General features: G+C 44.0%; 23 protein-coding genes and 1 pseudogene. 7 read left to right on the top strand and 17 right to left on the bottom strand.

All coding sequences use genetic code 11. The features are described 5' to 3' along the window. Positions 1–62 precede the first annotated feature (62 nt). The gene (locus tag C2M32_RS04895; RefSeq protein WP_105167380.1) at positions 63–2,231 is read left to right on the top strand and encodes a YgiQ family radical SAM protein; all 2,169 of its coding nucleotides are present in this window, start codon (positions 63–65) and stop codon (positions 2,229–2,231) included. 29 nt (positions 2,232–2,260) lie between these two features. Here the strand turns inward: C2M32_RS04895 and C2M32_RS04900 are convergent, their stop codons facing one another. Further along, positions 2,261–3,388, bottom strand: a complete 1,128-nt coding sequence (locus C2M32_RS04900; RefSeq protein WP_105167381.1) for a TRAP transporter substrate-binding protein — start codon at positions 3,386–3,388, stop codon at positions 2,261–2,263. Positions 3,389–3,503: 115 nt separating this feature from the next. On the opposite strand from C2M32_RS04900, the gene C2M32_RS04905 reads away from it, so the two are divergent. Further along, complete coding sequence (locus C2M32_RS04905; RefSeq protein WP_234401223.1) at positions 3,504–5,000, top strand: sensor histidine kinase; 1,497 nt, start codon at positions 3,504–3,506, stop codon at positions 4,998–5,000. A gap of 53 nt (positions 5,001–5,053) precedes the next feature. Here C2M32_RS04905 and C2M32_RS04910 read toward each other — a convergent pair. The 7 genes and pseudogenes from C2M32_RS04910 to C2M32_RS04940 all read right to left on the bottom strand — a co-directional run bounded on the left by C2M32_RS04910 (position 5,054) and on the right by C2M32_RS04940 (position 11,220). Further along, positions 5,054–6,882, bottom strand: a pseudogene (locus tag C2M32_RS04910) (DUF885 domain-containing protein). An 80-nt stretch (positions 6,883–6,962) separates the two neighbouring features. After that, entirely contained in the window at positions 6,963–8,099 is a 1,137-nt protein-coding gene (hemW, locus tag C2M32_RS04915) for a radical SAM family heme chaperone HemW (protein ID WP_105167383.1), read from the bottom strand. Continuing rightward, on the bottom strand, positions 8,096–8,689 hold the full coding sequence (locus C2M32_RS04920; RefSeq protein WP_105167384.1) for an XTP/dITP diphosphatase: 594 nt from the start codon (positions 8,687–8,689) through the stop codon (positions 8,096–8,098). Before C2M32_RS04920 ends, hemW begins: the two co-directional genes overlap by 4 nt. 6 nt (positions 8,690–8,695) lie before the next feature. Next, on the bottom strand, positions 8,696–9,133 hold the full coding sequence (locus C2M32_RS04925) for a DUF4426 domain-containing protein (protein WP_105167385.1): 438 nt from the start codon (positions 9,131–9,133) through the stop codon (positions 8,696–8,698). Between the two features lie 12 nt (positions 9,134–9,145). Beyond that, positions 9,146–9,679 (bottom strand): YggT family protein, encoded by a 534-nt coding sequence (locus C2M32_RS04930; protein WP_105167386.1) that lies wholly within the window; start codon positions 9,677–9,679, stop codon positions 9,146–9,148. Between the two features lie 9 nt (positions 9,680–9,688). Continuing rightward, on the bottom strand, positions 9,689–10,510 hold the full coding sequence (gene proC, locus C2M32_RS04935) for a pyrroline-5-carboxylate reductase (RefSeq protein WP_105167387.1): 822 nt from the start codon (positions 10,508–10,510) through the stop codon (positions 9,689–9,691). Between the two features lie 14 nt (positions 10,511–10,524). After that, entirely contained in the window at positions 10,525–11,220 is a 696-nt protein-coding gene (locus C2M32_RS04940; RefSeq protein ID WP_105167388.1) for a YggS family pyridoxal phosphate-dependent enzyme, read from the bottom strand. A gap of 30 nt (positions 11,221–11,250) precedes the next feature. On the opposite strand from C2M32_RS04940, the gene C2M32_RS04945 reads away from it, so the two are divergent. The 3 genes from C2M32_RS04945 to C2M32_RS04955 are packed head-to-tail and all read left to right on the top strand — an operon-like array spanning position 11,251 to position 14,280. Beyond that, complete coding sequence (locus C2M32_RS04945) at positions 11,251–12,294, top strand: type IV pilus twitching motility protein PilT (protein ID WP_105167389.1); 1,044 nt, start codon at positions 11,251–11,253, stop codon at positions 12,292–12,294. A gap of 11 nt (positions 12,295–12,305) precedes the next feature. Further along, a complete protein-coding gene (locus tag C2M32_RS04950; RefSeq protein WP_105167390.1) occupies positions 12,306–13,424 on the top strand; it encodes a PilT/PilU family type 4a pilus ATPase in 1,119 nt (372 codons plus the stop codon). After that, positions 13,405–14,280 carry a hypothetical protein gene (locus C2M32_RS04955; RefSeq protein WP_105167391.1) on the top strand — a complete coding sequence of 292 codons (876 nt, stop codon included), beginning with the start codon at positions 13,405–13,407 and terminating at the stop codon, positions 14,278–14,280. Before C2M32_RS04950 ends, C2M32_RS04955 begins: the two co-directional genes overlap by 20 nt. Before the next feature lie 12 nt (positions 14,281–14,292). On the opposite strand, the gene ruvX is transcribed toward C2M32_RS04955, so the two are convergent. The 6 genes from ruvX to C2M32_RS04985 all read right to left on the bottom strand — a co-directional run bounded on the left by ruvX (position 14,293) and on the right by C2M32_RS04985 (position 18,563). Beyond that, entirely contained in the window at positions 14,293–14,739 is a 447-nt protein-coding gene (gene ruvX / locus C2M32_RS04960; RefSeq protein WP_105167392.1) for a Holliday junction resolvase RuvX, read from the bottom strand. Positions 14,740–14,747: 8 nt separating this feature from the next. Beyond that, a complete protein-coding gene (locus tag C2M32_RS04965; RefSeq protein WP_105167393.1) occupies positions 14,748–15,305 on the bottom strand; it encodes a YqgE/AlgH family protein in 558 nt (185 codons plus the stop codon). 23 nt (positions 15,306–15,328) lie between these two features. Further along, positions 15,329–16,285, bottom strand: a complete 957-nt coding sequence (gene gshB, locus C2M32_RS04970) for a glutathione synthase (RefSeq protein WP_105167394.1) — start codon at positions 16,283–16,285, stop codon at positions 15,329–15,331. A 49-nt stretch (positions 16,286–16,334) separates the two neighbouring features. After that, positions 16,335–17,069, bottom strand: a complete 735-nt coding sequence (rsmE, locus tag C2M32_RS04975; RefSeq protein WP_105167395.1) for a 16S rRNA (uracil(1498)-N(3))-methyltransferase — start codon at positions 17,067–17,069, stop codon at positions 16,335–16,337. A gap of 93 nt (positions 17,070–17,162) precedes the next feature. Then, positions 17,163–17,639 carry a hypothetical protein gene (locus C2M32_RS04980; protein ID WP_105167396.1) on the bottom strand — a complete coding sequence of 159 codons (477 nt, stop codon included), beginning with the start codon at positions 17,637–17,639 and terminating at the stop codon, positions 17,163–17,165. A 30-nt stretch (positions 17,640–17,669) separates the two neighbouring features. After that, complete coding sequence (locus tag C2M32_RS04985) at positions 17,670–18,563, bottom strand: DUF350 domain-containing protein (protein WP_105167397.1); 894 nt, start codon at positions 18,561–18,563, stop codon at positions 17,670–17,672. Between the two features lie 80 nt (positions 18,564–18,643). On the opposite strand from C2M32_RS04985, the gene glnE reads away from it, so the two are divergent. Next, positions 18,644–21,457 carry a bifunctional [glutamate--ammonia ligase]-adenylyl-L-tyrosine phosphorylase/[glutamate--ammonia-ligase] adenylyltransferase gene (glnE, locus tag C2M32_RS04990; RefSeq protein ID WP_105167398.1) on the top strand — a complete coding sequence of 938 codons (2,814 nt, stop codon included), beginning with the start codon at positions 18,644–18,646 and terminating at the stop codon, positions 21,455–21,457. 42 nt (positions 21,458–21,499) lie between these two features. Here the strand turns inward: glnE and C2M32_RS04995 are convergent, their stop codons facing one another. The 3 genes from C2M32_RS04995 to tolC all read right to left on the bottom strand — a co-directional run bounded on the left by C2M32_RS04995 (position 21,500) and on the right by tolC (position 24,569). Beyond that, the gene (locus C2M32_RS04995; RefSeq protein WP_105167650.1) at positions 21,500–22,075 is read right to left on the bottom strand and encodes a TcpQ domain-containing protein; all 576 of its coding nucleotides are present in this window, start codon (positions 22,073–22,075) and stop codon (positions 21,500–21,502) included. 113 nt (positions 22,076–22,188) lie between these two features. Further along, complete coding sequence (gene lpxL, locus C2M32_RS05000; RefSeq protein ID WP_105167399.1) at positions 22,189–23,115, bottom strand: LpxL/LpxP family Kdo(2)-lipid IV(A) lauroyl/palmitoleoyl acyltransferase; 927 nt, start codon at positions 23,113–23,115, stop codon at positions 22,189–22,191. A 107-nt stretch (positions 23,116–23,222) separates the two neighbouring features. Continuing rightward, positions 23,223–24,569: an outer membrane channel protein TolC gene (gene tolC, locus C2M32_RS05005; RefSeq protein ID WP_105167400.1), complete on the bottom strand. Its 1,347-nt coding sequence runs from the start codon at positions 24,567–24,569 to the stop codon at positions 23,223–23,225. A gap of 218 nt (positions 24,570–24,787) precedes the next feature. On the opposite strand from tolC, the gene C2M32_RS05010 reads away from it, so the two are divergent. Continuing rightward, positions 24,788–25,405 carry an NUDIX domain-containing protein gene (locus tag C2M32_RS05010; protein ID WP_105167401.1) on the top strand — a complete coding sequence of 206 codons (618 nt, stop codon included), beginning with the start codon at positions 24,788–24,790 and terminating at the stop codon, positions 25,403–25,405. Position 25,406 lies beyond the last annotated feature (1 nt).

Genomic DNA, 25,406 nt, shown 5'->3' on the forward strand with positions numbered 1-25,406 from the left:
TGTTTTGTGGTTGAAGGCATTTAGGCTATAATTCGCCTCTTTTTATCCTCTAGGCTGTCACTATGAGTGCACTCAAAGCTGAACGTCCGTTGTTTTCTTACCCAAAATATTGGGCAGAATGCTATGGTACGGCTCCCTTTTTACCTACCACCCGTGAAGAAATGGATCAATTGGGCTGGGATAGCTGCGATATTGTATTAGTGACAGGTGACGCTTATGTCGATCATCCGAGCTTTGGTATGGCTGTGATCGGACGGGTGCTCGAAGCGCAAGGGTTCAGAGTGGGGATCATTGCTCAGCCAGATTGGTCGAGTAAAGAAGCCTTCATGAGTCTTGGTAAGCCTAATCTGTTCTATGGAGTGACCGCTGGTAACATGGACTCCATGATCAACCGCTATACTGCTGAAAAACGTATGCGACATGATGATGCGTATACCCCAGGTAACGTAGGGGGAAAGCGTCCTGATCGTGCGGTCGTTGTGTACAGCCAAAGATGTCGAGAAGCCTATAAAGACGTGCCATTGGTGATTGGTGGTATTGAAGCAAGTCTTAGACGTATTGCCCACTATGATTATTGGCAGGAGAAAGTGCGTCGCAGCATTATCTTCGATGCCAAGGCTGACATACTGATATACGGCAATGCTGAGCGTCCGCTGGTGGAAGTGGCACACCGTATCGCCAAGGGCGATAAAATAGAAGATATTCAAGATATACGTGGCACTGCAGTGATCCGTAAAACACCGCTACCTGAATGGCGAGGCAGTGATTCAACTGCAATAGACAAAGTGGGTAAAATTGATCCTATTCCAAATCCTTACGGTGCGGATGATGTAGGCTGTAGTAAATCTGAATTTGCAAAGGCGGGGATCGATTTATCAGCGGAGGCGGCAAAACCGATTACAGTACAGCCGCCACGTTTGAAGCCCTGGGAAAAGGTCTACGTAAAATTGCCAGCCTTCGAGCAAGTAAGTGTTAACAAACCTCTGTACGCACACGCTTCAAGAATTTTGCATCAAGAAACCAATCCAGGATGTGCCAGAGCGCTGTTTCAACGCCACGGGGATCGCTCGGTATGGGTTAATCCACCGGCATTTCCGTTGGAAACCGATGAAATGGATGCGGTGTTCGGTCTGCCGTATCAACGTGTTCCGCATCCAAGCTATGGGGATGCGAAAATTCCTGCTTATGAGATGATAAAAACATCCGTTAATATTATGCGTGGCTGTTTTGGTGGTTGTAGCTTCTGTTCGATTACTGAGCATGAAGGCAGAATAATTCAAAGCCGTTCAGAGCAATCCATCATTGATGAAATTGAACAAATCCGAGATAAGGTACCGGGCTTCACCGGTGTTATTTCTGACTTGGGTGGTCCGACGGCAAACATGTATAAGTTACGCTGTAAGAGCAAAAAAGCTGAGAGTACATGTCGCCGCTTGTCTTGTGTATATCCTGATATATGTAAGCATATGGACACAGATCATACGCCGACTATCGAGTTGTATCGCAAGGCCCGTGATGTAAAAGGGGTTAAAAAAATCTTAATAGCTTCAGGGGTGCGTTATGATTTGGCTATTGAAGACCCTCGCTATGTTAAAGAACTCGTAACACATCACGTTGGTGGCTATTTAAAGATTGCGCCAGAGCATACCGAAGAGGGGCCGCTGTCTAAAATGATGAAACCCGGCATGGGGGCTTATGATAAATTCAAGGAACTTTTTGATAAGTACTCAAAAGAAGCTGGGAAAAAACAGTATCTGATCCCGTATTTTATTTCGGCACACCCTGGTACAACAGACGAAGACATGGTGAATATGGCGCTGTGGCTAAAAGCTAATGACTTTAAGTTAGACCAAGTTCAGAACTTTTATCCTTCTCCTATGGCCAATGCGACCACCATTTACCATACGCAAATGAACTCGTTGCGAAATATCAAGAACAACACTGAGCAGGTGTCAGTGCCCAAAGGTGCACGTCAGAGGCGTCTTCATAAAGCCATTTTGCGTTATCATGATCCATCGGGTTGGCCAATGATCCGTGAAGCTTTACGCAGCATGGGTAAGGCAAATTTGATAGGTAAAGGGCCGAACTGTCTTGTGCCTGATGAAGGTCGTACAGAACGCACTAAAGCCTCTCGCGGCCGTACTGCATTGACCAGACACACTGGATTTAGTCAGTTCAAAAAAGCCAACACCAAGCCTAAAGTGGGTGGAAACAAGCGAAAGGCTAAGTAAGAGTAAAATTACTAGGTATAACGGCCTAGTTATTTTTGAGCTGCAGCAAAGAATTGCATAAACAGTTTTTCACTCCCAAGCAATGCGCGCTTGAAAGGAAGCCATTGTGGCTGATCTGGGCCTGCAAGCGCGTGCCATTGGGCTATTTCCTCTTTATTGGGCTGATAGATATCAGTGCCTAATTTTTTCAAACCATGCTCACAGTATTGTGCAATGCTTGGTTGTTGCTCTAGATGTTCTTTAAAGGTCTTATTTGCTGCATCGTGCAAGGCATGTTGGAGTTTTAGCGGCAGCGCATTAAACCATGGTTGGTTAACAACCAGTAGCCAGCCATCTTGTACACTATCAATTTTTGAAATGACACCTAGGTGTTTTCTCAGTTCATTAGGTCCATTAAACAACCCAACGATAGAAGGGTCCAAAGCCTCTATGCGGCCACCTTCAGCTAGAGTGGCGACCTTCTTCCAAGGAACTTGCACGGGGCGGGTGCCACATAAATCATAAAATTGATTGAGTACCTTGCTAGCTGGGATCCGAAATACAATGTCTTGCATATCTTTTGGGGTTTTTATGGTTGCACCATAGCGCTTAGTGGATGTGACGGTACGTGCGCCAGGCAAGTAGTGCATCAATATATTGAGCTTGCCTTGTTTGTGTATCTTATTAAGCACATGATCTTGCCATGTTTTTGATGAAATAAGATTAAGATATTGTTGTTGTCCTGCGCACCAAAATGGAATATTGAGTATATCTAGTGCGGGTAAAATGGGGGTGAGGTTGGACACTGAAATCAAAGCCGCCTGAATAGCCCCTCGTGCAGTATGCACGGCTAACTCTGTACCCACGCCGAGCGCGCCGTTATGGTAAGTATCGAGATATATTTTGCCTTCGCTAAAGTACTCAATATTATTTTTGAGCTGTTGGTGCATATGTGGAGAGGCGCGCCACTGATGTGTGTCGTAGGGAGAGGCAAATACCATGTTAAAGTTAGCTCGACGGCACTTCTCTAGTTCTTCGAGAGTTTTCTGCTGGCACCGCTCATTTGCCAATAAATCATAAGGCATTGCGCAGCTTGCGACGACATAGGCCGCCTTTCGTGTAAACGCTCGACGACGGTGATCTATCTGGCTGCTACTGTGCTTATTGCTCAATGCCATAAAACTCAATCATACCTACAACATGTTCACTAAGCTTAGCAGAGCTAGTCGTTGATTGGTGATAAACCTATTATTTACTAAGCTTATGTAAAACGTCTAAATAGAGATTGAATTAGTGCAACTTATTCGCGAGAAATTGATCTATCGAATGGTCTTAGCTGTTGGCATCGTGTTCAGCATTACTGTTATTAGTTTGTTGGGGACGTCGGTGTTTCAGATGGCAAATGTAGTGCAACATCAAAAATTGCTACGTAGTGATTACAATCAAGTGCAACAGAGTTATGCTCAAGTGTTAATTGACCCCGCAAACTTTCCTGAATATAGCAATGCAATCAATCAACTAAAACAAACAGTTGATGAGCTATCACAACGCTCTGCCACGGAGTTAGCGAGTCGCTTGAATGCACAATTTAACATTCAGCAACACGTGGTCTCAGATGCGGTCAAAGCGATGTTAAATGGTTCGTTTACCTCCGATGACCTACTTAAGCAGAAGTTGATTACCGAGAGTCATCAGCTAAACGAGTTATTTTCTCAATACGCGAATAAGCTAACTGAACAGCATAGTCAAAATGTGTGGTTGGATAGTTGGTTGCTGTTGCTACTAAGTTTTGTAACCTTGATTTGGGGCGCGGGACTGTATTGCCTCTACACAAAGCTTCATCATGGCATCTTACTCACCGAGCAGGTGTTAAATGATGCCAAGTATCATCAGGCTTACACTTTACCTTCTCATCATGTAGGCAAAATCGCGGCAGAAGCGCCGTTAGGTGAATTGCTTAAAATTGTTGAGGTGTTGGCAACTAGATTAGAACAGGCTCACGCACAGTTTGTAGAAGAAGCGCAAGTTGCCACTCTCGGCAGCATGGTACAAGGTTTCTCACAATCTTTGCAAATGTCCGTACAACATGCTGCAACACATCACCGGCGACTCACGACTCTTAGTAACAAACTGTCAGGCGGGGATCTCAGTGAAGAGCAAGTTGCTCAATTACTAGCGAAGTTACAGCAGATCCTGTCTCAATTAGATAGGGAGCTTGCACACACCTACGCGGTGATTGATGACTTTAACCAAATAGCCAATTACCACCAGTTTGATGTAGAAAGAGAATTTAATCTCAAGCAATTAATCGAAGATATTTTCGCGCGCCATGAACCAGAGTTAGCGGCCCATCAGTGCCATGTTAGCTTTGAGATCCCCAAATCTTTGCAACTGAAAAGTTATCCAGCTGTGTTTGAGCAAATTTATCACCATTGTATTGGCAATTGTGTGAAACATGCGAAACAAGAGGGAAAGCCTCTAAACATCGTCGTGTCAGCAATGGTGGTGAATGACTTTGTGCATCTATATTTCAAAGATGATGGTGCCGGGATTGACAGTGAGTTGCTAGCGATTTTTTCTGGATCGCACATGGAAACGAGGGGGCACTTTGGTAAGTTGGGGCTCGGCTTGAGTGTGATTTACCACCTTGTAACAGAGAAACTCAAAGGAGAGTTTAAAATACAGAGTCCTGCGCATGGGGGGGCATGTGTACACGTTGTTTTATCGAGTACTCAATATCGGATGACCGAAGCGGCCAAAAAAGGCAGGCGTAACGAGCAACCCTCATAGTCGTAAAATAAAAAGGCTGCCTAAGCAGCCTTTTTAAATATCAAAAACGTGTATTAAGCTTTTTTACTTGCAACCCAATCGGCCACAAAACGCTCTAGTACATTTAACGGTACAGGGCCGTTTTTAAGAACTACATCATGGAACTGGCGGATATCAAACTTATCACCCAACTCTTGTCTTGCGCTTTCTCTAAGCTCAAGAATTTTCAGCATACCGATTTTGTAGGAAGTTGCCTGCGAAGGCATAACGATGTGACGCTCTACCATTTTAACACCATCCGAAGCGGCATTAGGGGTATTGTTTATGTAATAATCAATACCTTCTTGGCGAGTCCATTTCATCGCATGGATGCCTGTATCAACAACCAAGCGACATGCTCGCCAAAGCTCCATCGAAAGACGACCAAAATCTGAGTATGGGTCTTCATAAAGTCCCATTTCTTTTGGTACTAATTCTGAGTATAAGCCCCAGCCTTCGATGTACGCGGTGTAACCGCCAAACTTACGGAATTTAGGTACGCCTTCAAGCTCTTGTGCAATAGCAATTTGCATGTGGTGTCCAGGGATCCCTTCATGGTACGCCAACGCTTCCATTTGGTAAGTCGGCATTGCTTCCATGTCATAGAGGTTTGCGTAGTAGATACCAGGACGAGAACCATCTGGCGCAGGCTGTTGATAGAATGCCTTACCTGCTGCTTTTTCGCGGAATGCTTCTACACGTTTAACAATCATGTCTGCTTTTGGTTTAACGATGAACAGTTCGTCTAAGCGCGACTTCATGTTGTCAATTAAGTCTTTAGCTTGGGTTAAATACAACTCTTTACCTTCATCATTATTCGGCAGGTAGAATTGTTTGTCGGTTTTCATGAACTCCATGAATGCCTTTAGGTCGCCTTTAAAGCCAACTTTGTCTTTAATTTCGCGCATTTCATCATGTATACGAGCGACTTCAGCTAGGCCGATTTCATGGATTTCTTTAGCGGTTAAATCTGTCGTTGTGGTGCGCGCAAGCATGGTGTTGTAGAAGTCATCCCCATCTGGGAACTTCCACGCGCCATCACGTTCATCGGCACGCTTTTCAAGCTGCTCTAAGTAGTTGATAAGTTTGCTATACGAAGGTTTTACAGCTGCTTTCAGAGCATCTGTTGCTTGTGCAATTAGCTTTGTTTTTTCAGCTTGGTCAATGTCTAATTTGTTTACTTTACGCTTGAAATCAGCCAATAGGGTTGAGTCTTACCCGCTTCAAATGGCGCGCCTTTGATAATATTTTTGCTAGAGCCAATGACGTGAGGGAACACAAACTTAGGTGCTATGATGCCTTTTTTAGCTCGAACTTCTAAGCCTTCAATCAATTGATCAAATACCTTAGTAACGCCGTTTAGTCGTGAAATGTATGCTAATGCATCTTCTTGGTTAGTGATCTGGTGCTGATTGATTAAAAATGCTGGTACAGTTGAATGCGTGCCATACATTTGGTTAACAGGGTAGTCGTGATAACGCCATTTAAAGTCAGCAATTTCATCTTCTAGGTTTTGTTGCATTAAATCGTAACTTACTTGCGTTGACGCATCTAGCTTGCTGCGATCAATGCTTTTAAGCGTTGCTAAATCTTTTTTCGTAAGCTCTAGGTCTTCAAGTTGACGCTCTTCGCTTTCGTCATCCCATTTATCGTAATCTTGTTTGATACCCATGTAGGTTTGATAAACAGGGCTGCGCATGACATTACGCATAAATACTTCTTCAAAAAAAGCATTTGCTTTTTCAACTTCGCTTTGAGCAACTTGTTGAACTTGTTGTTGAGGTGCTGGCTGTTCAGCTGTTTGCTGACAGCCACCCAATAGTGCTACGCTGATAGCGGCAGCAATAACAGTAAGTTTACGCATTGTTTTACCTTTTTTGTTATTCATGAGCACATCTGCTCAGTCTTAAATTCTTAATTTCAGAAAAGAGGATTGTCTCAGCTCTAAACAAACGATTGTAGCAGGTCATTTAAATACCTGTGGCCCTTATTTGTAACTAACCATGAATGGGCCTGATTTAGCAACAAACCATTAGCTTCGGCGTCGGCAATATTGCCTGCAACACACTCTAATGGCAGTCCTGTAAAATCAATGAAGTCTTGCTTTGAGCATGGCTGCTGTAGGCGGAAACAATTCATAAAAAACTCAAAGGGTCTGTCCTGCTCTTCAACTTGCCAACTCTGGTAAAGATAAGGTTTGCTCAAATCCATATAACCACGAGGATGTTTTACTTTGACAGTACGTAAGATCTGCTGCTTATGTGGTTGGGTAATTTTGCCATGGGCACCACATCCGATCCCGAGATAATCGCCAAATTGCCAATAATTGAGGTTGTGTTTACATTGATAGCCTGATTTAGCGTATCCAGAAATTTCATACTGTAGATATCCAGCTTTGGCTAACAATTCCTGGCCTTGCTCTTGAATATCCCAAAGGATCTCATCTTGCGGTAATATGGGGGGTTTGGAAGCAAACTGGGTGTTAGGCTCAATGGTTAGTTGATACCAAGATATATGTGGCGGGTCTAGCTCTATAACGCGTTGTAGATCACTCAACGCATCGCTTAGGGTTTGATTCGGTAAGCCATGCATTAAGTCCATGTTGAACGATCTTAACCCAGCTTTACGTGCTTCATGTGCAGCATTAATTGCTTCTTGCTCACCATGAATTCGGCCCAAGGCGTTAAGTTTATCTGCTTGTAGGCTTTGTACGCCAATTGAAATACGATTGATACCTGCTTCAACATAATGTGCAAAGCGGTCTGTTTCAACCGTTCCAGGATTGGCCTCTAGCGTGATTTCAATCTCATCTTCAAAAGGAATAAGTGTGCGTACTTGTGATAACAAATGAGTATATGCATTCGCTGAAAGTAGGCTAGGGGTGCCTCCGCCAATAAAGATACTGTGAAGTTTTCGGCCTTGTACAAGATGTAAATCGGCTTTCAGGTCGTCCAACAAATGCTGTACATATTCTTGCTCAGGAATTTTTCCCTTTAAGCTGTGACTATTAAAGTCACAGTAAGGGCATTTCTGTACACACCATGGGACGTGAATATATAAACTAAGAGGAGGAAGCTTCACACACTGGCCTGCAATTGACTTAACAACATGCTAAGCGCTTGACCGCGATGGCTAAGAGCATTCTTTTGATCTTTGCTGAGCTCGGCGCTGGTACAGTTTTGCTCTGGCACGAAAAACACCGGATCATAGCCAAATCCTTCTCGACCTTGCTGTTGCATGGTAATTTGTCCTTCCCAGCTGGCCTGACAAATAACTGGCGTTGGGTCGTTTGCATGACGCATATACACTAAAACGCACCAAAAACGGGCGCTACGATTTGGACTATCACCAAGTTCTTCCAGTAATTTATCTATATTGTCTTGATCACGGGCACCAGCGCCCGCATAGCGTGCTGAATATACCCCAGGAGCACCATTTAGGGCGTCGACTTCTAACCCTGAATCATCTGCGATACTTGGGAGCCCCGTTATTTTTGCAGCATGGCGAGCTTTTATAATGGCATTTTCCACGAAGGTGGTGCCAGTTTCTGCCACATCAGGGACATTGAACTGGCTTTGTGGTAAGACTTCAATTTTGAGCTCGCTTAACATACTAGCGAGCTCCTTTACTTTACCTTGGTTACCTGTTGCCAAGACTACTTGTTGGGGCATTCTGGTTTAATCCACATAAAATTTTTGTTGAAAGTTCAATACTTGCTGAGTATTGCCCTGTGAAATGGTCACGTTGAAGCGATAAGTTTCTTCGTTACTGAAATCAATTTGTGCAAGGTAATAGATTGCATCTCCGTCAATGACTTCTTTAAATTCCAAGTCTTGTTTATTACCAAGCAGGTTTCTAGCTTCACCCGTTAGGCGTACCTTTTGTGCTTGCTTCTCAGCGGTATTCTTCAACACTGATATGTTCACTGTCGCCTTATAATTGCTGCGTTCTAAGCCATATGCTTTGGCAATATTAGGCTGAAGAAAGGTCGAAGGAAATGCGATGTAGTGCACTTGCCATGGACCTAAATTTTTGAATTGACCACCTTGCTCCGAGAGCGCTTGTGCGAAAGCACATACGAATAGTAACAAGGCCAGTGATAGATATTTTTTCATGATGTATTGCTCCTAAGTGAGTAAGTCCATCACCAGCAGTTGTAAAAACTGCATGCCGATGAGCAACACCAAAATCGATAAGTCTAATCCACCTAATGGAGGGATGACTTTGCGAATAGGTCGTAGCATAGGCTCGGTTAACTGATCGAAAACTGCTGCGATAGGGTTATAGCCCTGCACTACCCAACTCATTATGGCTCTAATAATTAAGATCCAAAATACCAAAGAAAATGCTTCTTTGAGTACTGTGATGGCGCCATTGATTAGTGCGCCTAGAGGGTTCCAGCCACCGTAAAAAAGCACCATCAATAAAGAAACTTTAGCAAAGCCTACCATGAACGCCAGCAACAAAGACGCTAAGTCTAATCCGCCAACGCCGGGAATGATTTTACGCAGCGGGTTGACCGCAAACGAAGTCACCTTCACTACGGTTTGGCTCAGCGGGTTATAAAAATCCGCACGCACCAACTGTAGCCAGAATCGCAATAATACGACCATTAAGAATAGATCAAAAATGATCCCAATTAAAAATTGCATGGCGTTCATAGATTAACCTTATATTTCCTGTTCCATTTCTTCAGCTCGGGCAATACAAGCGTCCATTGCGCCGGCTACCGTTGCATGTAAATTTTGAGATTTTAAATGCTCAACCGCTGCATGGGTTGTGCCGCCCTTAGAGGTAACGTTGGCACGCAGTTGTGCGATGCTAATATCGGGTTGTGATACCGCCATTTCTGCTGCACCTAGCGCTGTTTGCTGCACTAACTGGCGAGCTTGCTCATCACTAAAGCCAAGCGCTTTGGCTTTTTCCTCGATTGCTTCCATAAATAAAAAGAAGTATGCCGGTGATGAGCCTGTCACTGCAATCACGTCGTTAATCTGTGACTCTTGTTCAACCCAACTGGCGATGCCTGTTGCTGAAAACACTTGAGTAACGTATTCACGCTCTTCGCTGCTGATATCTTCACCATACAAGCCACACACGCCTCGACCTAATAGACAAGGTGTATTTGGCATACAGCGCACCATCTTAACTGGGTGTGAGAGCATTTCTCTGAGTCTGCTCACGGTAATGCCTGCGGCAACAGAGATAAATAGTTTATTACTAAAATCAATCCCAGAATCTTGGAAGCTCTGGCAAAGTTCAGCCATCATCTGTGGCTTGACAGACAATACAATAACATCGGCATCGTTTAGGGCTTGGTTATTATCAGAGGTGGTTTGTACTTGGAAGTCGGCAGCCACTTTAGCAAGTTTGTCTTGATTGCGGTTGGTGGCGATAATGCTTTGTGGTGCAAAGCCGTTTTTGATCATGCCGCCAATAATGGCGTAGCTCATATTTCCAGTGCCGATAAATGCAATTGTTTTGTTAGACATAGCGAGTACTTACCTTATTTTCTTGAGCCAAAAATATCAGTGCCGATACGTACCATGGTGGCGCCCGCAGCAATTGCAGGCTCTAAATCACCACTCATACCCATCGACAAAGTATCTAGCTGAGGATATTGGTCCTTTAGTCTATCAAAGCAAGCTTTCATTTGCTGGAAATATTGTAATTGTTTATTTTTATCATCGGTTTGCTCAGTGATGGTCATCAAACCCCTGAGGGTGAGTTGACGGCTGTTATGGATAAATTCAGCAAGTTGATCAAGATCTTCTAGGCGGCAGCCCGATTTATTCTCATCTTCGCTAATATTCACTTGGATAAGCACATTCAATGGCATGAGATTGTTGGGGCGCTGCTCATTAAGACGCCTGGCGATTTTCTCACGGTCTACACTTTGTACCCAACTAAAGTGTTCAGCGACTAAACGGGATTTATTCGATTGAATAGGGCCAATAAAGTGCCATTCAATGTCTTTTTTCTCTTTTAAATGAATAATCTTATCGACCGCTTCTTGCACATAGGACTCGCCAAACTGGCGCTGTCCATGTATATAAGCTTGTTCAATAAGTTCAACTGGTTTGGTCTTAGAAACTGCTAAAATAGTAACAGGCTGATCATCAAGTTGATCAGATTTACGTTGTTGGGCGGCTTTTTCTACGCGAGCGTAGGCGGATATAAGGCGTTCTGCTATTGTAACCATATTATTTTTCAGCTCGTAGTGGAGTCATACATGGATATTACTGAGTTATTGGCTTTTAGTGTGCAACACAAAGCCTCGGATTTACATTTATCATCAGGCGTATCGCCAATGATACGCGTTGATGGCGACGTGCGCCGCGTTAATATTCCTGCGCTCGAAGCAAAAGATGTAAACAATCTAGTGTACGATATTATGAATGATAACCAGCGCAGAGACTATGAGCAAAATCTTGAGGTAGATTTCTCATTTGAAGTGCCTAACTTAGCTCGTTTTCGTGTCAATGCATTTAACACTAACCGCGGTCCTGCTGCGGTCTTTCGTACCATCCCTTCTCAAGTTTTGAGTCTAGATGATTTGGGCGCGCCAGATATTTTTCGCAAAATAGCGGAATATCGTAAAGGTTTGGTACTTGTGACAGGCCCAACAGGATCGGGTAAATCAACGACCCTTGCGGCCTTGGTTGACCATATTAACGCCACCCAACATTATCATGTGTTAACTATCGAAGATCCCATAGAATTTGTACATAAAAATCAAAAGTGTTTGATTAACCAGCGAGAAGTCCACCGTGATACCCATAGCTTTAATGCGGCTTTACGCAGTGCGCTGCGTGAAGACCCTGATGTGATTTTAGTGGGAGAATTGCGGGACTTAGAAACCATTCGTTTGGCTATGACTGCAGCAGAAACAGGGCACCTTGTATTTGGCACCTTACATACGACCTCAGCACCAAAAACCATAGATCGTATTATTGATGTTTTTCCCGGTGAAGAGAAAGACATGATCCGTTCTATGCTCTCAGAGTCCCTGCAAGCGGTGATCTCACAAACGTTGGTCAGAAAAGTTGGTGGTGGTCGAATCGCCGCCCATGAAATTATGTTAGGGGTGCCAGCAATTCGTAATTTAATCCGAGAAGATAAAATTCCACAGATGTACTCCACCATTCAAACCGGAGCTATCCATGGCATGCAGACGATGGAACAATGCTTAAGTAATTTGGTGAATCGCGGTTTGATTTCGCAGCAAGATGCACATGGTAGATCGCAAGATAAACATGGCTCCAGTGGCTATTGAGGAGTAGAGCGATGACGTTAAGTAATTATTTGCAGATGATGGTTGATAAGCAAGCATCTGATTTATTTGTGTCTGCTGGGTTGGTTATCAGTGCAAAAATCGATGGTGAATTGAGGCCTCTGGGCGATGAGCGCATCGATGCTAAGGATGCTTTAATGCTGGTGGAATCGATCATGAGTGACAAGCAAAAGCAGGAGTTTCATGCTCATAAAGAGAGTAATTTCGCAATTGTTACTGATGCTGGACGCTTTAGGGTATCTGCTTTTTGGCAGAGAGACTGTGCAGGTATGGTGATACGCAGGATCATCACACAGATCCCTGATGTTGCTGAGCTTGGCTTACCCTCGGTCTTAACCGATGTGATCATGTCAAAAAGAGGGTTGGTGTTGTTTGTCGGTGGAACCGGCACCGGTAAGTCAACCTCATTAGCCGCACTGTTAGGTTACCGTAACCGTAATCAAAGAGGTCATATTCTAACGATCGAAGACCCAATTGAATTTGTCCATGAACACAAAAAAAGCATTGTTACTCAGCGTGAGGTTGGGCTAGACACTGAAAGCTTTGAGGCTGCTTTGAAAAGCTCGTTGCGTCAGGCACCTGATGTCATTTTAATCGGTGAAATTCGCTCACAGGAAACCATGGAATATGCGCTGAGCTTTGCCGAAACGGGTCACCTATGTGTGGCGACGCTACATGCAAATAATGCGAATCAGGCTATTGATCGTATTATGCACCTAGTGCCGAAGGAAAAGCATGATAAGTTAAAGTACGATCTTTCGCTCAACCTGCGCGCCATTGTGGCTCAACAGCTTGTGCCAGCTGCTAAAGGCGATGGGCGAGTGGCTGCGATTGAAGTCTTGCTCAATACCCCATTGGTGGCTGAACTCATTAAAAAAGGCGATGTAGGCTCCATCAAAGAAGCGATGGCCAAATCCAAAGATATGGGGATGCAGACCTTTGATCAAGCCTTGTTTGAACTATACAAACAACAACGTATTAATTACGCAGACGCATTGCATCACGCTGATTCACCGAATGATCTGAGATTAATGATCAAGCTGCAAAATAATGAACAGCAAGGCGCAGGCTTCTTACAAGGAGTTACGGTAGATGGGCTGGACAAAAAATAAGCTGCTCCATTTATTATGCTGTTTGCTTTGGGGGTGGCATATATCCGGCTTTACGCAAAGCGAAAGTGTGCAGATGTACATTCGTGATGATGTATTTGCTGACTATCAACGCTTTTTAAAAGGCCGTTCCCCCCTAGACGTTGATGATTTTAGTGGTGGTTACATACGTCGGGATGTCGTTGATATGGTCCTGATACAAAAAGCCTTATTGTTAGGTGGGTTTGATAAAAAATTCACTTATCAAACGGGTAATGTAAATTTTCGTAATACCAAACTATTAGAGCAGGGGAAGTTGTTACTGAGCTTTGATAGTTATTGGCTGGCTGATGCGCGGCCGTTAGAACAACATGTTTATATTAGTGAAGCGGTGATCCGACATGGTGAGTATTATGCTGGTATTTTTTATGCCCCGGATAATCATCAGGTCCTAAATTTAAGCCATTGGGATGAGCTTAAAACGTTGTCGGCAGTCAGCACGCCTCGCTGGCGTACTGACTGGAGTACTTTACAGCAGTTACCGCTAAAAAATCATGTGATAGAACATGAATGGGTAGCACAAGCACGGATGGTCAGTATGAAATGGGTAGATTTTATGTTGATGCCACTCATGCCAAGTAAAAACAACGAGTACAAGCTGGAAGGAATCCACCTTGTTGCACATCCTAAGTGGGTGGTATTACTGGATGGGAGTCGTCATTTTGTTGTGTCTAAGTTACACCCTGAGGGGGAGCGCGCTTTTGCTGCATTACAACAAGGACTCAAACAGCTAAGAGCACAGGGCATCATTAAAAAAGCCTATGCTCAAGCTGGGTTTATTCCGGATTGGTCAAAAATGAAGGAGCTGAAGGCACAGTAAAAAGCGTGTCACCTATTGCCACAAACTTTCAAAATAACTTTCTAAAATAATGACAGCTGACATGCTATCAACATTCCCTTTACCGAGATTTCTGTAGCCACCTTGTTCAAAAAGCCTTGCCTTTGCATCTGCGGTAGTTAAGCGTTCATCATGGGTTTCTACGGGCAAACGGTAATTGTTGTGTAATCTGTTGGCAAACTTCTTTGCTTGAAAAGTGACTTGTTGATTGGTGCCATCCATATTCAGCGGTAAGCCGACCACTAACAAATCGGGTTGCCATTGATGAACATGCGCCTCGATTTCTGACCAATTGGGAATGCCATCTCTGGCCTTAACGGCACCTAAACTGGTCGCAGTGCCGGTTATCTCTTGGCCGACAGCTATACCAATGCTTGTGGTGCCAAAATCAAACCCCATAATAGTGCGCTCGCCTGGGCGAGCTTGTTCTTTTTTTGTCATATCTACTTCTATGCGTGACCAGCTTGAGAGCTGAGCTGCGCTGCATCAATTCCCAGCATTTGCACTGCTTTTTCCCAGCGCTGTTCTGGAGGCGTATTGAATATGATGGCAGGATCCGCTTCAATCACTAGCCACGAGTTCTCGAGCAGTTCTTTTTCCAACTGACCGCGTTCCCAGCCGGCATATCCTAATGTGATTAAAAACGCATCTGGGCAGCTATTTGAAGTCAAAGATGCTAATACATCTTTTGACGTCGTGATCATGATGTCAGAGCTGAGCTCTTGACTGGATGAATAACCTAACTTAGGGGTATGCAGTACAAACCCCCTATCAGTATGAACGGGACCGCCAGCAAAGACATGTTGCGCCGCTGCTGGAGTAGTTTTGTCGTTGTCGATCTCTATTTTGTCGAGTAACTCGCCAACTGTAACATCAATAGGGTGGTTAACAACTAGGCCCATCGCCCCATTCTCATTGTGCTCACAGATGTAGGTCACTGTGTGCTTGAAAAAAGGGTCTTGTAAGCTGGGCATTGCGATTAAAAAATGGTTTTCTAATGATTGCATATGTGTCGCCCCGTTATGTGATTTTATTTAGTATGGGCGAGTTTTACTTCTATCGCATCATAAAACTTGTCCATAATTGAAATATCGTACGCTGCTTCAATTTCTTTAACGCACGTTGGTGCTGTGACGTTAATTTCAGTAAGTTTATTACCAATAATATCTAAACCTACAAATAGTAATCCTTTGGCCTTTAAAGTCGGTGCAACGGCCTCGGCAATTTTCAAATCATCTTCGCTTAGAGGACGCGCTTCACCGCGACCACCAGCGGCAAGGTTGCCTCGTGTCTCACCACCTTGAGGAATACGTGCAAGGCAGTAAGGGATCACTTCGCCATCCACCACCAAAACGCGTTTATCTCCCTGTTTGATTTCGGGGATATACTGTTGAGCCATAGCAAAGCGTTGACCATGTTCGGTGAGTGTCTCGCAGATCACACCGATATTCGGGTCATCTTGCTTCACTCTAAAGATAGAGGCCCCACCCATGCCATCTAATGGTTTGAGGATAATATCTTGATGCTTAGTCAAAAACTCTCTGATTTGTGCTTGAGAGCGAGTCACCAAAGTGTCTGGTGTATGTTCACTGAACCAGGCGGTAAACAACTTTTCGTTGGCATCTCGTAAACTCTGGGGTTTGTTTACAACTAAACATCCGGCCAGTTCTGCGCGCTCTAATATATATGTTGCGTAAATATACTCAGTATCAAAAGGAGGATCTTTGCGCATTAAGATGACGTCTAAATCGGCCAGTTCAATGGTCTGTTTATCTTCTAGTTCGTACCAATGTGCTGCATCGTCAAATACCTTGGCCCTGGCCACCGTCGCTTTAGCATGACCTTGATACATAAACAGGTCACCCATCTCCATGTAGTAAAGCTCATAACCACGAGCTTGCGCCGCCATCATCATGGCAAAGCCGGTGTCTTTTTTAATGTTAAATCCACTAATAGGGTCGGAAATAATTCCTAATTTAATTGCCATGCGTCACCTTCATACTGTTTTACCTTACTATGGGGCCGAATAATCAAAATTAAAGAGCAAGATCACCAAACTGCAATTGCAATGCACTGAGCACTGTTAGTGCTGCGGTCTCAGTTCGCAGCACACGTGGACCTAAGCGGACATCTATAAACCCTTGCTCGTTGGTAGCCTTGATTTCTTCATCGGTAAATCCTCCTTCAGGACCAACGATAAAACGAACGCCTTGTGTTGGTGCAGGCAGGGTTTTGATACTGTGTTCCGCTCTTGGATGTAATGTTAGTTTTAGTTCATCAGATTGTTGCGCCAACCAGCTATTGATATCAATAGGAGGATGGATGGTGGTGATGGTATTTCTACCCGATTGTTCTGCCGCCGCAATCGCTATTTTTTGCCATTGAGCATGTTTTTTAGCTAAGCGATCACCGGATAGTTTTACGCCACAGCGAGTAGTAAATAAAGGAGTGATTTCGGTTATTCCCAATTCCACAGACTTTTGAATTGTAAAGTCCATTTTATCTCCTCTGGAGATACCTTGGCCGAGGTGAATTTTCAGCGGTGACTCACAATCGTGATCATTAAACTCAAGAACTTGGGCGATAACTACTTTTTTCCCTACCTCGATTAACTCACACAGATATTCGCCGCCTTGACCATTGAATAATGAGACTTTGTCTGAGACTTGCATACGAAGGACACGGGAAAGGTGGCCCGCGGCGTCTTCATCGAGTGTAACTTGTGTGTTTAATTTTAATTCTGAAGGTTGATAAATATGGGGAATGCGCATAATGAGCCCAAGTAAAATAGCAATGCGCTAATAGTAAAGTTTTGCGCTCTAAGCGTCTAGTTTCACTTGTGGTTTGTTCATATTAAGGCTGCGCTAGTCGGTTTCGAGTTTACACAAAGAAGCTTCGATGTCTTCTCCGACGTTTGGTAACGGGCCTTGGCAGGATAAATGGTTTATGTTTGCTTTGTCGGTGAGCTTTTGGTACTTAAATCCGCCATCTTCTTGTTGATCCAATAAATAGCGTACTGGGTGTAGTGAGTTAAAGATAAACTGTTGCTCTTTGTTGGCGAGGTGATAGTCCAGACTGGAGATGAGTACCCCACAAATATTGTGGTGTTCATTAAGATAACTAGCTAACTCAGACACGCTTATTTCGTTCGCAAAATCGCAATAGCTATAATCTTTGATCAGTTCATCAAACATCATTTTAAGAAGGTGACGTGTGTTATCTCCTGCTACGATTAATTGGCTTTTTTTATTATGTGAATGTTTGCGCAAATACTCAGCATATTCCCTGCTGAACTCGCTATTGCTGTCAACTAACAGATAATTATCAGGTTTGATAGACATGGCCCCACCTAGTGCAGCCATGTCCAGCGGCTACACGGAAAAAGTACTAATTAGTAGATAGCCTATTGATGCGAAAACCGCAAATTCGATACAGGCGATACCGATGTTGTCTTGGTGGTCGACTTCTAGCCCTATGTCAACTTTAGGTAACGAAACATACAGCAACAGGTAACTGCTCACATATAACAATGCCCACATCAGGCCGCAATGTAGCACTACCGAAAAAAGGTTTTCGACTATCATCGCGCCGTGATAGGGTGCGCTGTGTAAGCCCGCATAAATAGCTAAAGATAAGCCAATAGTTTTACCCGCATAGCGAATCCCGATAGAGGTATTTGCGAGGTTGAAGTTTTGCTGTAATGACGCACCTTGATTCACTCGGGCAAAGCGACTTTCTCGCAGCTTGCTATCCAGAGCAAATAGCCCCTGTAACAGTAAAAAGCTTAGGCTGACCACCAATAAGTCGCTAATGCCTTTTGGATGAACCCAGTGATACAAGCCTAGCACCAAGATGCCATTGGCTATCAACATACCCGAGTCAACCAGTGCCGCGCATATATTTTGTTTGAGAATGGCTTGCTCTTCATTGAATTGGTACAAGATCCATTTGCGATGGATGTATTGCCCAAATGCTACAAAGGCGAGCAGCAACAATAGCATCACCGAGGACTGGATGGGCTGTGCCAGTGCGGTAGAAAATTTTATGTCTTCAAAAAAATAGGCCACGCTAAAAGCAATGACTGAAATTTGGCACGCATAACTGATACCGAGAGCAAAATTATCACGTTTGGCGAGCTCCTCCTGTAGTTCCTGCTTAGCGCGATGCTGAACTAACAAACGTAAAATGGTCACAACCAGACAAATCACGATAAAGCTTGAAAAAATCGCAAAAAAATTGATGTTCTGCAACGACAAATAAGTCATATTCGCTCTACTGATAAATTTTAGATATTGTTACTATAACTACTCCCAACTCATTGAGCCATATAGCTATGGAGATTTTTATGCATGATGTCACCTTACCCCATTTGTTGGCTCAATTAGCACAACAGCGTTGGCAACAGTTATACGATACTGATCCCATTGACGCAGGTTTGGCTCGCTTACTTGCGATGAGTGATTTTGCTTTTAAAGTTTTGCAGCAAGACCCTGCTTTAGGAGATTGGTTGCGCGATGAACAGCAAATGCAAATACGAGACGTGCCTAATCCATTACCGGACGATTTGTCATCCCTTGATGAACAAAGCTGCTTTAGATTATTGAGGAAATATCGTCAACGCTACTGGTTAAAGGTCATGTGGCTGGATTTAGTAAAAGGAAATGAGATTGCTGATAGCATTCACTATGTATCCAAATTGTCTGAGGGGCTGATTGATGCAGCTAATCAATGGGCGTTTGCACAAACAGTCAATCAATGTGGCACACCATTTGACGAAGCGGGTAATGCGTTACCCATGCTGGTGTTGGGGATGGGAAAGCTTGGCGGGGGAGAATTAAACTTTTCATCGGACATCGATCTTATTTTTTGCTACCCACACAATGTTCACACCCAAGGTGGGCGCAAAAGTGTTGAGGCACAGGTGTTTTATACTAAGGTGGCACAAAAGCTCATTGCTGCTTTAAATCAGGTGACTGTGGATGGTCAGGTTTTTAGAGTTGATATGCGTTTGAGGCCTTTTGGTGACAGCGGTCCTTTGGTTATGAGTCTATCGGCAATGGAAGACTACTACCAAGATCAAGGACGGGAGTGGGAGCGTTATGCCATGCTCAAAGCGCGTTTGTTGGGAAAATCGAATGAGTATTGGCCGATATTTTACCAAATGATGCGTCCTTTCGTTTATCGCCGTTATATTGATTTTTCGGTCATTGAATCGCTTAGAAAAATGAAGCATATGATCGCGCAAGAAGTGAGACGCAAAGGGCTGATAAATAATATAAAGCTTGGTGCTGGAGGGATCCGTGAAGTTGAATTCATCGTGCAGGCTTTGCAGATGATCCGAGGCGGTCGAGACACTAGCTTACAAACCCCTTCGTTGTTAGAAGCGCTTAGTCAGCTCGATGAACTTGAAGTGATCCCCCATGACGCGGTGTGCTCTTTAAGAGAAAGCTATTTATATTTACGCACCATTGAGCAGTACTTACAGGCGTTTGATGATCAACAAACACAAACCTTACCGCAAAACGAAATAGATCAGATGCGGCTGCGTGTATTGATCCAAAAAGCTGATTATCAGCAGTGTCTTGAGTGTATTCAAAGCGTCATGATTAAGATTCGTGATGAGTTTACTCAGGTGATAGGCGATGAACCTTTTGAACAAACATCGTTTGACGAAGCCTTCACATATGTGTGGTTGGAAGGGGATACACAACAGCTGGCTAATAAGCTAGAAGCAAGCCAAATAGAACCATGGCAGAGCGCTTTACATAGCTTCAAACAGGCATTAACCAAGCGACAAATGGGCGCCCGAGGTGCTGATATACTCGATAAACTTATCCCGTGCTTGTTGTACCAAGCGGCTGAGCAAAAGTTGGTCGCTGAAGAGCTTACCAGTGTGCTCAATATCATAGCCATGATTGCTTCTAGGACAGCTTACCTTGAGCTGTTATATGAAAATCAGGGGGCACTAAAGCAGTTGGTGTATTTGTGCTCTCATAGTTTGTGGATAGCTGAGCACATCGCAAAATACCCTATGCTGCTTGATGAACTGCTGGACCCAGCAGCGCTTTACAAACCATTACCGTTGAATGCGTACAAGCTTGAGATTCGACAATATTTTTTACGTATTGAGCAGCATGATCTTGAGCAGCAAATGGAGGCTTTAAGGCAGTTCAAACAGGCCCATCAATTGCGCATCGCAGCGGCTGATGCAACCGATGTACTCAGTATTATGAAAGTGAGTGATCATTTAACGGCATTGGCTGAAGCGATTATAGAGCAAGCGGTGAATTTAGCTTGGCAGCAAATGATAGAGCGCTATGGACAGCCCGAGGGGTGCGATGAGGTGGCCAAAGGGTTTGGTGTTATCGCATATGGTAAAGCCGGAGGTTGGGAGTTGGGATATGACTCTGATTTAGACTTGGTATTTGTGCACAACAGCGATGGCGACAGTTATACGCAAGGAGAAAAGGCCATTCCAGCACGGCAGTTTTATCTAAAGCTGGCACAACGGCTGATGCACTTGTTCAATACCAGAACGGCGTCAGGCATATTGTATGAACTTGATACGAGGCTGCGCCCAGAGGGCAACTCTGGCTTGTTGGCGATTAACCTAGAGAGCTTTTATCAGTATCAGCTGCAACAGGCATGGACATGGGAGCATCAGGCGCTAGTGCGTGCACGTATGGTATTGGGTGAGCAAAGTATGTTTGAGCGTTTTACACAGATCCGCACCGCTGTTTTGACACAATCTAGGGACAGCAAAGAGCTGGCAGAGAATGTCGCTTCAATGCGAGAGAAAATGCGTACGCATTTGTCCAAAGACAGCGACGACGTATTTGACCTAAAGCAAGGGCTCGGTGGCATGACTGACATAGAGTTTCTTGCGCAATTTCTAGTGTTAAATTTTGCCGCAGAGCATCCGCTTTTGACTGAGCATACTGACAATGTTCGTATTCTGGCTCATGCCAAAGAGTTGGCAATATTGAACAATGAAGAACAAGCGCTGCTGACACAGGCATATTGCTTCTTTAGGGAGCAATATCACAAACAAAGTTTAAATGGACAAGGCAAGTGCGTGAGTTGGGACACGCAGCTTGCGCAGTTATCAGCACAGGTGCTGACGATTTTCAGACGTCATTTAGGTGATTTAGTCAAATAAAAACAAACTGAAGATGGCAGACCGTTGATATTAACGGTCTGCTTAATTAGCGAGTTTACGACAGTTATCCCTTACAAATCGGGTTGGTTTCTCAGTGATAACGGCTGCTCGTTGGCGATAACAGAAAAAGGTATAGATCTCATACTCAAAATCATCATTGATCGCTCTGCCGACTTGATAAAGAGCTGACAAAAAATTACTGTCAACGCGGAAATTCTGTTTCACCACATAATCTTTGTCTAAATACCAGAATAGCTCTACATCCTCTCTGCGAGCATATTCAGATAATACTCCACGCAAAGTATCGCCAGATTCGAAACGTCTAGGTTCATACTCACCGGTCCAACGTTGGCTGGAAGGTTTGACGACTCGCTCACGGTCCTTCAGTGCTTCATCTAGTCTAAAGCTTGGTGTGCCTAACTCAATGACAAATTTGGCGCGTTCGGTATCACGACTAGAAGTTCTGTTACGAAAGCTTTCGTAAAACTGAGAGAAGCCTCTAGCAGCAACGTTTGAACTGGTACCGACATTCATTTTTGGTAAAGCGCCAAATAGAAAATAGTAGGCAGCAAAAACCAAAATGAAAGCGAGTGACAAGTGTTTAATCCAAAACCACATGGCGGCAACGGGTTTGGCCTTTTTGTTTCTTTTCACTTGCGGCTCAGTGTTTACCTTAGGTTTTGGTGTCGGTCTTTGTATTTTTTTACTTTTTCTTATAACCATAAATAAAGTTAACCATAGTAAGATGGTGCGTTTTCATCGGGTCTTGTTTTGAATCGACGGTGTAACCACATATATTGCTCGGGGGCCAACATGATTGCTTCCTCCATTCGCTGATTGACTCTTGTCACATCTTGCTTGGCATCTTCACTTGGGAAGTTCGCCAATGCCGGGTAAATTTTTAGGTGGTACTTACCGTTAGCATCTCTTGTGCCACTTAAGCTCAGTGTTTCACAATTCTTACTCGATGAAAATATTAAAGTGCCTGTTGTTGAAGCGGCGTCTGGGACCGCAAAAAAAGCGGTAAATTCGCAGCGATTGCGGCCATAATCTTGATCGGGTAAGTAGTAACACATTTTTTTATCTTTCAATGCTTGTAGTAATCCTTTCACATCTCGTTTAGTAATGAGACTTTCATTGGAACGTAGCCGTCCTTTGGTCATAAAATATTCCATAAGCGGATTGTTATGTGGCCGGTAAAAACCAATGCCTTGCTGAACTGTACCAAGGATACGACCGAGCATTTCTAAGTGTAGCATATGCGGCACTAGCAATAAGACGCCTTTGCCTTGCTTTTGTGTCTGCTCTACGTGCTCAATACCTTCGATGGAACCAATTACTTGGTTGATACGCCACTGCGGCCACCACCACGCCATACCCGTTTCTAACGTAGCAATCCCAGTGTTTTCCATGTTCTTTAACACCATGTCACGCTGTTGTTGTTCATCTAACTGTGGAAAGCACAGCTTGACATTGACCTCAGCAATTTTGCGGCGTTTTTTCACAAAGCGGTGTACAAGACGACCGAGTAACTTACCCAAGAAAAACTGGATACGCTGTGGTAGCCAAGATACAAGGTACAAAAACAAAACGCCAAGCCAGGTTAACCAATAACGAGGTGAAAGGAACGACCATTTGAAAGTAGGGTTTGTGACCACAAAATTAATCTCTTACTACACAATGGCGATAGTTTATCGACAAGTGTTGTAAAATACAAAAGCCGACTGTCGTCGGCTTTTGTATGCAAAGGGTTTGAAAGTTGGCGTTAGCCTTGTATCAAACCTTTGTTGATAGCTTCTAAATCACTACGTGAAAGTGTGCCAGCAGCTTGCTTTAGGCGCAGTGAAGACAGCACGTATTGATAACGCAGGTTGGCTAAGTTCTTTTTCGCGTTGTATAAACTTTGTGTGCTTACTAATACGTCGACAATGGTACGAGTGCCCACTTCAAAGCCTGCTTCGGTTGCTTGTAACGCACTTTGTGCTGAGACGACCGATTGCTCTAGAGCGCGGTATGTCGCAACATTAGAAACAACTTGATTATATGAAGTAATAACAGAACGCGTCACTTCTCTCATGCTTGCTTCCAAATCTTGGCTCGCACCAACATAAAGTGCACGTGCTTGCTCGGTTGCGGCAAGAGTGGTGCCACCAGAGTAAATTGGCACATTGAAGGTCACGCCAACCGTTGTTTGATCTTCCCTTGGCTGGTGTACCATACCGTTTGAATCGGTTAGAGAGTCACCATAACTGGCGCTTAGGTTCAATGTTGGGTAGTGACCTGCTCGCGCAAGTTCTATTTGATCCTGAGCAATATCTAAACTGGCTTTGGCGATAGCCAGTGATAGGTTCTTGTCTTTCGCCACGCCAATGAAGTCATTGACTTGCTTGTTTGGTGATACTGTTGAGAAGGTCTCTGTATTGAGCGGGTCAAGCTTACTATGATACTTACCTGTGATGGTGCGCAGTGCTTCACGCGCTGTTTCCACGTCATTCTCTGCGCCAATTTCATTGGCCACTGCACGGTCATACTGAGCTTGTGCTTCGTGCACGTCAGTAATAGCAGTCAAACCCACTTCATAGCGTTGTTTAGTTTGCTCTAGTTGACGCTCAATCGCGCGCTTTTCCGCTTGTACAAACTCAAGGCTATCTAACGCGCCTAAAACATCAAAGTAACCCTGAGCGATGCGCACTACCAGTTCTTGTTGTGCTTGCTCGTATAGAGTGGTTGCTTGTAATGCTTGTTTCTCTGCAATGCCTAGGTTTTTCCATGATGACATGTCAAAAATAGTTTGGCGCAGTGACAAAGTACGGCTAAACGTATCGCGAAAACCGCTGCCTATGGTGTAGCCTGTTGAATCGTTTTGAGTACCAGGGAATGCATCAGCGTCAACTTGGCTATAGCCAGCTTCAAAACCGATTTGAGGAAGTAACACTCCTAACGCTCTGTCTTGTGCAAACTTTTGTGCATCAGCTTGTGCTTTCGCTTTTAGCACAGTTGGATCGTTTGAAGTTGCTATGTCGTATACTTGTAGTAAATCTTCGGCTTGCGATAGATTAGAAGTTAGCGCACAGGATAAGCCAACTAACAGAGATATAATGCTTTTTTTCATCGTTCGTTCAGTCCTTAGACAACTTTTGTATTGAATGCATGTTACCTTGTTTTTCTTCAGAACGAAAAAGTTAAAACGTAAAACAGCATCAACAAATGTAACAGAATATAATACTTCCCTTTTTGAGAAGTAAAAGACGCTCAAAGGGTAATAAGAGTACATCATGGGGCTAGTTGCTTTTAATTTAAACCCCTACTGTAAAAAATTAGGATCTACTTATGTCTGCAATTTCGAGTTTTGATAACAAAGATGTATTACTAGAAGATGTACAAACGGTTTTTAATGGTTTTTTTAAGATCCAAACATACCACTTTCGTCACGCACTGTTCGCAGGGGGGATGTCTCAGACCATCACTAGGGAAATACTCGAACGAGGACACGCTGTGGCGGTATTGCCCTATGATCCAGAAACAGATTCACTGTTATTGATTGAGCAAATCAGAATCGGGGCGATGGCAAGTAAAGAATCGCCATGGTTGTTGGAATGTATCGCTGGGATGGCAGAGGGAAGCGAAGACTTTGAACAAGTGGCACGCAAAGAAGCACATGAAGAAGCTGGGCTAGAGCTTGATGAGTTGTATTTCATGACATCGTATCTTTCGAGCCCCGGAGGTACAACGGAGCGCTTGTACCTCTACCTTGCTAAAACAGACTTATCAGGCGCGGGCGGTGTTTTTGGTCTTGATACCGAAGGTGAAGACATCAAGAGTCATGTGCTACCATACAAAGATGCCATGGCACGATTAAACAGTGGCGAGATTGATAATGCGGCAACCGTGATTAGTTTACAGTGGTTGGCATTACATAAAGAACAAGTGTTAGCCCAGTGGGCGTAAT

The organism is Pseudoalteromonas sp. T1lg23B (assembly GCF_002964665.1).
Taxonomy (GTDB): domain Bacteria; phylum Pseudomonadota; class Gammaproteobacteria; order Enterobacterales; family Alteromonadaceae; genus Pseudoalteromonas.

What these genes read in the sequence shown, in the direction of transcription:
- C2M32_RS04895 (WP_105167380.1), top strand. Translation starts at nt 63, where the DNA reads ATGAGTGCACTCAAAGCTGAACGTCCGTTGTTTTCTTACCCAAAATAT.
- C2M32_RS04900 (WP_105167381.1), bottom strand. Translation starts at nt 3,388, where the DNA reads ATGGCATTGAGCAATAAGCACAGTAGCAGCCAGATAGATCACCGTCGT.
- C2M32_RS04920 (WP_105167384.1), bottom strand. Translation starts at nt 8,689, where the DNA reads ATGCCCCAACAAGTAGTCTTGGCAACAGGTAACCAAGGTAAAGTAAAG.
- C2M32_RS04925 (WP_105167385.1), bottom strand. Translation starts at nt 9,133, where the DNA reads ATGAAAAAATATCTATCACTGGCCTTGTTACTATTCGTATGTGCTTTC.
- C2M32_RS04930 (WP_105167386.1), bottom strand. Translation starts at nt 9,679, where the DNA reads ATGAACGCCATGCAATTTTTAATTGGGATCATTTTTGATCTATTCTTA.
- proC (WP_105167387.1), bottom strand. Translation starts at nt 10,510, where the DNA reads ATGTCTAACAAAACAATTGCATTTATCGGCACTGGAAATATGAGCTAC.
- C2M32_RS04940 (WP_105167388.1), bottom strand. Translation starts at nt 11,220, where the DNA reads ATGGTTACAATAGCAGAACGCCTTATATCCGCCTACGCTCGCGTAGAA.
- C2M32_RS04945 (WP_105167389.1), top strand. Translation starts at nt 11,251, where the DNA reads ATGGATATTACTGAGTTATTGGCTTTTAGTGTGCAACACAAAGCCTCG.
- C2M32_RS04950 (WP_105167390.1), top strand. Translation starts at nt 12,306, where the DNA reads ATGACGTTAAGTAATTATTTGCAGATGATGGTTGATAAGCAAGCATCT.
- C2M32_RS04955 (WP_105167391.1), top strand. Translation starts at nt 13,405, where the DNA reads ATGGGCTGGACAAAAAATAAGCTGCTCCATTTATTATGCTGTTTGCTT.
- ruvX (WP_105167392.1), bottom strand. Translation starts at nt 14,739, where the DNA reads ATGACAAAAAAAGAACAAGCTCGCCCAGGCGAGCGCACTATTATGGGG.
- C2M32_RS04965 (WP_105167393.1), bottom strand. Translation starts at nt 15,305, where the DNA reads ATGCAATCATTAGAAAACCATTTTTTAATCGCAATGCCCAGCTTACAA.
- gshB (WP_105167394.1), bottom strand. Translation starts at nt 16,285, where the DNA reads ATGGCAATTAAATTAGGAATTATTTCCGACCCTATTAGTGGATTTAAC.
- rsmE (WP_105167395.1), bottom strand. Translation starts at nt 17,069, where the DNA reads ATGCGCATTCCCCATATTTATCAACCTTCAGAATTAAAATTAAACACA.
- C2M32_RS04980 (WP_105167396.1), bottom strand. Translation starts at nt 17,639, where the DNA reads ATGTCTATCAAACCTGATAATTATCTGTTAGTTGACAGCAATAGCGAG.
- C2M32_RS04985 (WP_105167397.1), bottom strand. Translation starts at nt 18,563, where the DNA reads ATGACTTATTTGTCGTTGCAGAACATCAATTTTTTTGCGATTTTTTCA.
- glnE (WP_105167398.1), top strand. Translation starts at nt 18,644, where the DNA reads ATGCATGATGTCACCTTACCCCATTTGTTGGCTCAATTAGCACAACAG.
- C2M32_RS04995 (WP_105167650.1), bottom strand. Translation starts at nt 22,075, where the DNA reads ATGTGGTTTTGGATTAAACACTTGTCACTCGCTTTCATTTTGGTTTTT.
- tolC (WP_105167400.1), bottom strand. Translation starts at nt 24,569, where the DNA reads ATGAAAAAAAGCATTATATCTCTGTTAGTTGGCTTATCCTGTGCGCTA.
- C2M32_RS05010 (WP_105167401.1), top strand. Translation starts at nt 24,788, where the DNA reads ATGTCTGCAATTTCGAGTTTTGATAACAAAGATGTATTACTAGAAGAT.